General features: G+C 57.8%; 4 protein-coding genes. All 4 read right to left on the reverse strand.

Annotated features, from left to right (window positions below; all coding sequences use genetic code 11):
* Positions 1–11 precede the first annotated feature (11 nt).
* Entirely contained in the window at positions 12–350 is a 339-nt protein-coding gene (locus TR61_RS19170) for a copper-binding protein (protein ID WP_050932141.1), read from the reverse strand.
* Between the two features lie 33 nt (positions 351–383).
* Positions 384–2,027, reverse strand: coding sequence for an efflux RND transporter permease subunit (locus TR61_RS20615; protein ID WP_425394233.1), 1,644 nt, complete (start codon positions 2,025–2,027; stop codon positions 384–386).
* Between the two features lie 5 nt (positions 2,028–2,032).
* Complete coding sequence (locus TR61_RS20620; protein ID WP_425394232.1) at positions 2,033–3,562, reverse strand: efflux RND transporter permease subunit; 1,530 nt, start codon at positions 3,560–3,562, stop codon at positions 2,033–2,035.
* Positions 3,559–4,014 (reverse strand): copper-binding protein (locus TR61_RS19180; RefSeq protein ID WP_172677029.1); only part of this gene is annotated, 456 nt, incomplete at its 5' end. The genes TR61_RS20620 and TR61_RS19180, both read right to left, overlap by 4 nt.

A 4,014-nucleotide genomic window follows, 5' to 3' on the forward strand; every position in this document is an offset into this window, starting at 1 on the left:
CTTCTTTGCTGTCAGTTCGGCATCATCGCGCCAATGGCGTACATCCCGTCATCGCCTTTGACGAGCATCAGGGTGACTTCATCGCCAGCGGCGACTTCGCCCATCATCTGCGCGTTCTCAAGAACCGTCAGGTCCATGGTCATGGCAGGCCAACCAATCTCGGGGATCGGATCGTGCGTCACATTTGCGACACCATCGCCAATCGAGTTGATGACAGCCTTGGCGTGGACAGCGCCCTCCATCTGTTCATCCGACATCGACATGTTGGAATGATCCATGTGCTTCATCTCGGCGACTGCTACCGTTGCCGCGAAGATGAAGGTTGCAAGTGTTGCTAAGAGTGTTTTCATCCTGGTCTCCTGTTTTTGATTTCATGGTTTGCGTTATTCAGCGGGAACTTCATGCGTCGGCCGCTGGGTTTGTGGAGCGATCTCGCGGTTGACCCGTCGCAGAGCGAGCCTTTTCCAGATCACGAATATGGATGGTATGACGAACAGCGTGAGCAGCGTCGCGGTCACCATGCCGCCGATCATCGGGGCGGCAATCCTCTGCATGATTTCAGAGCCGGTGCCCGTACCGTACATGATCGGGATCAACGCTGCGAAGATCGTTGCCACCGTCATGACTTTCGGTCTTACACGCAGTACCGCACCTTCGAATACCGCGTCTTCGATATCGTCCCGGGTAAGCTTGCGGTTTTCCGATTGGGCAAGCTTGCGTCGTTTTTCCCAGGCCAGGTTGAGATACAGCAGCATGACAATGGCGGTTTCCACTGCGACACCTGCAAGAGCGATAAATCCGACGAGGACAGCGATTGAGATATCAAAACTGAGATACCATAAGAACCAGACGCCACCCGCAAGCGCGACCGGGAGCGCGGCCAGGATGATGCCGACCTCGATTACCCTGTTGAACGCCAGAAAGAGCATGAGCGTTATGATCAGCAGCGTTGCCGGCGCAACAATGGCCAGCCTGTCTTGCATCCGTTCGATGTACTCGTACTGGCCCGACCACGTCAGGGAATAGCCGGGCGGAAGGTCGACAGTTTCTGCAACGACCCTTTGGGCCTCGGCCACATATCCGCCCAGGTCGCGGCCTGCGATGTCAATGAAAACGAACCCAGTGCGGCGCGCGTTTTCCGAGCGGATCATTCCCGGCCCATCCACGATCCGAATATCTGCGAGGGCAGTCAGCGGGACATGAGCGCCCGATGGGGTGACAACCGGCAGGTTCTCCAGCTGTTCAGGGCTGTCGCGCCATGACTGGGGGTATCGCAGGTTGATCGGGAACCGCTCCAATCCTTCGACGGATTCGGAAACCTGCATGCCGCCGATCGCGGTTTGCACCACATCCTGCACGTCACGCACGCTCATCATATAGCGTGCGGCGGCATCGCGTTTGACGTCAATTTCGATGAACCGGCCCCCCACGGGACGTTCGGCATAGGCCGATGCGGTGCCCTCGATATCGGCGACAGCGCGTTCCACGTCGATTCCGATCTGGGTGATCACATCCAGGTCGGCGCCGGACACTTTCACACCGACTGGCGTACGGATCCCGGTCGCCAGCATGTCGATGCGGTTCTTGATCGGTTGGATCCACACATTGGTCACGCCAGGCACCTGAACAATCCGATCAAGTTCGTCACGGATCTTCTCCATTGTCATGCCGGGACGCCACTCGTCCTCCGGTTTGAGCTGGATCGTTGTTTCCACCATGGTCAGCGGCGCCGGATCGGTGGCCGTTTCCGCCCGGCCGACTTTGCCATGAACGGTCTCGACTTCCGGGACGGTGGCGATCAGGCGGTTGGTTTGCTGCAAAACCTCGCGCGCCTTGCCCGTTGAAATCCCGGGATAGAAGCTTGGCATGTAAAGGAAATCACCTTCGTTCAGCTCGGGCATGAATTCCGAGCCAAGCCGCTGATACGGATACCACATGGAGGCAACCAGCACCCCCGCCAAGAAAGTGGTTGCCCAAGGCCACGCGATAGAGGCATCGAGAAAGGGCCGATAGAGAAAAACGACCACCCGATTCAGGGGGTTTTCCGCTCTGGCAGGATCCGGCCGCGCACGAAATACCCCATAAGGACAGGGACAAGCGTGATCGACAGAATTGCCGCTGCGGCCATCGCATATGTTTTCGTATAGGCCAGTGGCGAAAACAGTCTGCCCTCCTGGTTTTCCAGCACGAAGACGGGCAAGAAACTGACGGTGATAATCGCCAGTGAATAAAACAGCGCCGGACCAACCTCGGACGCGCATTCCTGCACGATCCGCCACCTGTTTTCCGCAGTCAGTTTTTCCTTTTCCAACCGGCGGTGCATTGCCTCAATCATGACGATTGACGCATCCACCATCGCACCGATGGCAATGGCAATGCCGCCCAAAGACATGATGTTCGCATTGACGCCCTGCGCCTTCATCAGGATGAACGCGGCGAAGATCCCCAACGGCAAAGACAGCAGGATCACAAGCGACGATCGCAAATGCAGCAGAAAGGCCGCACAAACCAGCACCACGACGATGAATTCTTCTGTCAATTTTTTCTTCAGGTTCTCAATGGCGCGCTCGATCACGCCCGACCTGTCATAGGTCGTGATGATCTCGACCCCGTCCGGCAAATTGGGTCGTAACTCGTCAATCCGTGCTTCAACCGCCTTGATGGTCGCAAGCGCGTTGCCGCCCCAGCGCAGAATGACGACGCCGCCGACCGCATCCCCCTCGCCATCCAGTTCGCCGACGCCGCGACGCATCTCCGGCCCCAGCCGGATATCGGCAACATCACCCAGGCTTAAAGCAGCGCCGCGTTCGTTGACCAAAAGTGGCGCACTGGCGAGATCGGACAGTTCGTCAATATAGCCGGACGAGCGGATCATGAACTCTGCCTCGCCCATTTCGATCACGCTGCCGCCGGTTTCCCGGTTCGCCGCCTGAATGGCGGTCCTCAGCTGCGCAAGCGTAATGTCATATGCGCGGAGTTTGTTGGGATCGACCACAACCTGATATTGTTTGACCATACCGCCTATGGTGGCGACTTCGGAAACGCCTTCCACGGCCTGAAGCTCGTATTTGAGGAACCAGTCCTGCAAGGTTCTGAGCTGTGCAAGATCATGGTTCCCGGTCCGGTCAATCAACGCGTATTGATAAATCCAACCTACACCGGTGGCATCAGGTCCAAGCTGTGGCGACACCCCCTCGGGCAAGCTCCCGGAGATCTGCCCAAGATATTCGAGGACTCTCGACCGGGCCCAGTAAAGATCTGTTCCGTCTTCGAAAACGACATAGACGAAGCTGTCGCCAAAGAAAGAGAAGCCGCGCACGTCCTGCGCCCCCGGCACAGCCAGCAAGGCAGTGGCAAGAGGATAGGTGATCTGGTTCTCGACCACCTGCGGCGCCTGTCCCGGATAGGGTGTGCGGACGATGACCTGCACGTCGGACAGATCAGGAATAGCATCGACCGGTGTTTCCCGAATGGCCCAGATACCCGCCACGCCCATCATGACGGCAAGCGCCAGAATGACGAACCTGTTGGCAATAGAAGTTCGGATGATGGCCGGGATCATTGCGTCACGCTCCTGCTAACGGCCACGCCCATCAGCGTCATCGAGAAATCCGGATTTCTGCGCAGGATAAGGGTCACATCAGTCCCCACCGGTAATTGCGATGCTTCGACCTCCTCCGCCAACGGGAAGTCCATCGTCATGCCCGGCATGCCGATCTCGACCATCGGGCCGTGGGTGACATTTGCGATGCCCGCTTCGGCGTTGATGGAATTGATTTTCCCGTCAACCCGCATGGGCGGCGGAACCGCTTCAGCCGCTGCCAGCACCATCGTCATGCCATCGGGGCGCGAAAAGGTCAGTGTCATTTCGATATCGGTTACCAGCGACCCCGCGTCCAAAGCGGGATCAATTGGGAAATCCATCGTCATTCCCGGCATGCCAATTTCAACGATTGGGCCGTGAGTGATCGTCGCCATGCCACTGTCAGCGTTCATGAGCCTCCCCAACTGAAC

It is taken from the genome of Aestuariivita boseongensis, from assembly GCF_001262635.1.
GTDB classification, from domain to species: Bacteria; Pseudomonadota; Alphaproteobacteria; order Rhodobacterales; family Rhodobacteraceae; genus Aestuariivita; species Aestuariivita boseongensis.

What these genes read in the sequence shown, in the direction of transcription:
- TR61_RS19170 (WP_050932141.1), bottom strand. Translation starts at nt 350, where the DNA reads ATGAAAACACTCTTAGCAACACTTGCAACCTTCATCTTCGCGGCAACG.
- TR61_RS20620 (WP_425394232.1), bottom strand. Translation starts at nt 3,562, where the DNA reads ATGATCCCGGCCATCATCCGAACTTCTATTGCCAACAGGTTCGTCATT.